This window comes from Mesorhizobium sp. M7A.F.Ca.US.005.03.2.1 (assembly GCF_003997795.1).
Taxonomy (GTDB): Bacteria; Pseudomonadota; Alphaproteobacteria; order Rhizobiales; family Rhizobiaceae; genus Mesorhizobium; species Mesorhizobium ciceri.
Genome location: NZ_RZRP01000584.1, coordinates 1 through 4,029 on the forward strand (window position 1 = coordinate 1; position 4,029 = coordinate 4,029).

Below are 4,029 nucleotides of genomic sequence, written 5' to 3' on the forward strand. Positions count from 1 at the left end.
ATGTCAGGGGCGCCTGGGCCGGCGGCAATCATGGGAAAGCGTCACCAAGGCGCTCAGCGTGTGGAAGTCGCCCTGCACGGCGCCGAAATCGGTCTCCAGCGCCCAGAAGGCGGCGATGATCGGCGCCTGGACGCCGAACTGCTGGTCGGCGCGGGCGAAGACATCCGCGTATTTCTTCATGTTCGCCGCACCTTGCTTCAGGCGATAGGCCGAGATCATCCGGTTGGAAAACTCGACAAAGGTTTGGGTGAAGACGCCCTGGGCGCGGTCGCGCGCCAACACCTTGTCATCTAAGGTTGCCGCTTCAAGGGCGTCGAGACCCACTGCACCTACGCCGGCCGCCTTGGCTTCCGCGGCGACGCCCTGCTTCCAGGATTCGAAGTCGCCGCCGCATTCCTGCGCCATCGCCGGCAAGGCCGTGGCGCACAGGGTCAGCGCAGCCGCGAGGACTTTGGAACGCAGTCGCATCAGCTTCCTTTCGAAACGAACAGGGGGTCATTTGTTGTGCTCCCCCCCCCCGGGAAGCCCAACGCCCTGAATTACCGGCGGTTGCACTCTTTACCGCTGGCTGTGTCGAAAAGCAGGCGGCAGGCCCGGTGTCAACGGTGTTCTGCGGCAGCTTCTCTGCTGGAGTGATTTGATGCAGGGCAGTGCTGCCGTTGCACCGGTTCAACGGAAGCTCTGCTGGAGTGATTTGATCCAGGGCGGTGCTGCCGTTAAACCGGTTCAACGGAAGCTCTGCTGGAGTGCTTTTGATCCAGGGCGGTGCTGCCGTTGAACCTGACGTCAACGGGTGTTCTGCCGCAGCCATTTGTTCCAGGCGGCTTCGCTGCCGTTGAAGACGTTGATGTCGGACTTGCCGGTCATGCCGGGAACGATGCCGGTTCCGGTGTACTGCCAGAAGGTGAAGGGGTGGCTGCCGTATTTCTCACGCGGATGGCCGGCGACGGAACGCAGCCAGTAGGGATAGCCGCGGAACCCCGACAGCCCGTTGTCGTCGAAGAAGTCGACGGAAGTGTAGATGATCGGCTTCTTGCCGTAATGGCGTTCGACGATTTCGAGGAAGGTGGTCATCTCCGCGCGCACCGTGGCGGCGTCGGGACGCAGCCTGCAGGTCGGCGATTGCGGGTTCCATTCCATATCGAGGACCGGCGGCATCGCCGAGCGATCGACGGGGACGTTGCGGATGAACCAGCGCGCCTGAACGGCAGCCGGGGTGCAGAAATAATAGAAATGATAGGCGGCTCGCGGAATCCCGTTGGCCTTCGTGCGCGCCCAATGCTCGCTGAAATACTCGTCGAAACGGTCGCCGCCCTCGGTCGCCTTGATGAAGGCGAAGGAGATGCCGCTGGCCCTGGCAGCCGGCCAGTCGACCGAGGTCTGGTATTTGGAAACATCGGTGCCGTGGACGGCATAGTTCCACGGCGCGCCGCTCTCCCATTCATGCGGCTTGGAGTCGGCAAAGCGCGGCGCGCGCACGGCAACCGTCGGGCTGCTCGAAGCGGATGGCGACAGCGGCGAGAGATCGTCGACGGTCGAGCAAGCACCAAGCAGCGCTAGCATGATCAGGCCCGCAAGACGGCGCATCGCAATTCCCGAGCCGGATTCAGCCGGTCGCTGATGGGTCTCTACACTGATGGCCTGCTTTGTGATCGGGCCCCCTCCGAACGATCGCCCCACAGCATCGCTCAGCATATCCTGTGATCGCCGATCATGGTTGATAATCCGTTGATGACGCTCGACAAGCATTGTGATTTGCGGAAGCAATGGCGGCAAATCGATGACATAAGGGTCGCGCAGGGCCCGGAGGAAATAAATGCGGATCGTGGTCAAGATCGTCAAATGGCTGCTTGGCCTGATCGTCCTGGTGATCGCAGCACTTTTTGCCTGGCTTTATATCGCGCCACCGGAGTTGATCAGGGTTGGCTCGGGCTACTCGGCCAAGATCGTCTGTTCGAACGTTTTTATCGCCGGCCGCGATCCCAATGAGGTGCTGGCCGTCGACGTGCAGGCACCCGGGCATCCCCTGCTGCGGTTAATGCGGGTTTCGGTGGACAAGAACAGGGGAACGGTGTCTGCCGGCCTGTTCGGTTTCCTCGGCAAGAGCGTCGCCGTAGCCCGCGACGGGCTTGGCTGCGCTTCGGTTCCGGACGGCGACGTAGGAAAGGTGCGGCGGACCGCGATCCAAGCGGAGCCGTCCGCAGTCACCATGGGCGACCTGTGGCCGGAAGGCGAACGGGTCGAGGCATCACAGGATCCGGTTGTTGCCAAGCTGCTGGACGATGCGGCGCTGATCGGCACCGGCATGCGCGCGGTGGTGGTGGTCAAGAATGGCCGTGTCGTCGCCGAGCGCTACGGCGATGGCTTTTCCGCCAGGACGCCGCTGCTCGGCTGGTCGATGACCAAAACGGTGAATGCCGCCATCGTCGGTACGTTGGTCAAGGACGGCAAGATGGCTTTCGACAACAAAAACCTGTTCGCGCCGTGGAAGGCGGACGGCCGCGCCGCGATCAGCCTTGCCGACATGATGGCGATGTCGAGCGGGCTGGAGTTCAACGAGGATTATGGCGACGTCGCCGACGTCACGCGCATGCTCTATCTCGAACCTGACATGGCGGGCTTTGCCGAATCCAAGCCGCTGGCTGCAGAGGTCGGCAAACAGTTTTCCTATTCGAGCGGCACGGCGGTGATGCTGTCGCGCCTCTGGCAGGACGCGGTCGGCGACAAGGCCAGGGCGCTGACGTGGCCGCGCACGGCGCTATTCGAGCCGCTCGGCATGCACAGCGCGGTGCTCGAGACCGACGAGCTGGGCACCTTCGTCGGCTCGTCCTATCTCTACGCGACCGCGCATGACTGGGCGCGCTTCGGCCAGTTCCTGCTACAAGGCGGGGTGTGGAACGGCAACCAGATCCTGCCGGCCGGTTTCGTCGACTGGATGCGAGAGCCGGCATCCGCCTCGAAGGTCTACGGCAAGGGCCAATTGTGGATCGAGGCCCCGGGCGATGAGGAAAACCCCGGCGCCGGTGTCGCGGCAGGCCTGCCCAAGGACACGTACTGGATGGAAGGCCATGACGGGCAGACGGTTGCCATCATTCCCTCGGAGCAGTTGGTGGTGGTGCGGCTGGGGCTGACGCCTGCCAAGCTTGGCTATCGGCCGCAGACGATGGTGGGGGCGTTGGTGAAGGCACTCCATTAAGGTGCATTGACATTCAGGTGAGGTCGGCCTGCAAATGGCAGTTTCACCTTGGCTAGCCGCGCGGCCCGATAACCGCCAGCCAGGCGTAGCCGCGATAAAGCGTGCGGAAACGGAAGCTTGCGCCGGTTCGCCGAGATTCCGATTCCAGCACTTCGCGCAGCGATTCACGAGGCGCGACGTGGAATTTTTTCAGCCAGCCGCGCAGCAGTGTGCGAAACCAGCGCGGCAGGCCTTCCTGCTGGCCGAAATCGACGATGTGCAGCGAACCGTTCGGCGACAGGGCGGCAAGTGCCGCCGATACTGTTTTTTCCCAGCCGGGGATCATCGACAGCGAATAGGACACGAAGACACGGTCGAAGCGTTCGACATCGAAGAGTGCCCGGGCATCGAAATCGGTGGCATCGCCCCTAGCCAATATGACGCGACCGGACAGGCCCTCGCGGTCGATCGCCTTTCCGGCCGTCTCCAGCATTTCGGCCGAAATATCGAGGCCGAAAAAGCGCGCGTCGGGATAGTGACGGGCGGCGAGGATGACGTTGCGGCCGGTGCCGCAGCCGAGTTCCAGCACGGTGCCACCGACAGGCACGTCGAGCCCCGAGATCATTGGGTCGCGGCCGAGCAGGTAGTATTTGCGGGTCAGGTCGTAGATGTGGCGCTGCCAGCGGTAGACGCCGTCCATCAGTTCGGCATGGCTGGCCTTGAATTCGGGGCTGGCCGGCAGCTCGCTGGTGCTCATGCCGCGCGCTTCACGTAGAGGTGGAAGCCGCCATAGATGGCCGAGCGGTCGCGGGCCGAAAATTCGCGCGAAGCCTGGTCCTGATAGTCCCATTGGT

3 protein-coding genes and 1 pseudogene are annotated in these 4,029 nt (G+C 63.2%); 1 reads left to right on the forward strand and 3 read right to left on the reverse strand.

From position 1 onward, the window contains the following. Positions 1–12: 12 nt before the first annotated feature. Together EN991_RS26115 and EN991_RS26120 are read right to left on the reverse strand one after the other, a co-directional pair. A pseudogene (locus EN991_RS26115) lies at positions 13–468 on the reverse strand (lytic murein transglycosylase); the annotation flags it as partial. A 318-nt stretch (positions 469–786) separates the two neighbouring features. Then, positions 787–1,587: a GH25 family lysozyme gene (locus EN991_RS26120; protein ID WP_013530938.1), complete on the reverse strand. Its 801-nt coding sequence runs from the start codon at positions 1,585–1,587 to the stop codon at positions 787–789. 229 nt (positions 1,588–1,816) lie between these two features. Here EN991_RS26120 and EN991_RS26125 point away from each other — a divergent pair, with 229 nt between their 5' ends. Further along, positions 1,817–3,196: a serine hydrolase gene (locus EN991_RS26125; RefSeq protein ID WP_064993831.1), complete on the forward strand. Its 1,380-nt coding sequence runs from the start codon at positions 1,817–1,819 to the stop codon at positions 3,194–3,196. Positions 3,197–3,248: 52 nt separating this feature from the next. On the opposite strand, the gene EN991_RS26130 is transcribed toward EN991_RS26125, so the two are convergent. Next, positions 3,249–3,932, reverse strand: a complete 684-nt coding sequence (locus tag EN991_RS26130; protein WP_027160644.1) for a class I SAM-dependent methyltransferase — start codon at positions 3,930–3,932, stop codon at positions 3,249–3,251. Positions 3,933–4,029 lie beyond the last annotated feature (97 nt).

What these genes read in the sequence shown, in the direction of transcription:
- EN991_RS26120 (WP_013530938.1), bottom strand. Translation starts at nt 1,587, where the DNA reads ATGCGCCGTCTTGCGGGCCTGATCATGCTAGCGCTGCTTGGTGCTTGC.
- EN991_RS26125 (WP_064993831.1), top strand. Translation starts at nt 1,817, where the DNA reads ATGCGGATCGTGGTCAAGATCGTCAAATGGCTGCTTGGCCTGATCGTC.
- EN991_RS26130 (WP_027160644.1), bottom strand. Translation starts at nt 3,932, where the DNA reads ATGAGCACCAGCGAGCTGCCGGCCAGCCCCGAATTCAAGGCCAGCCAT.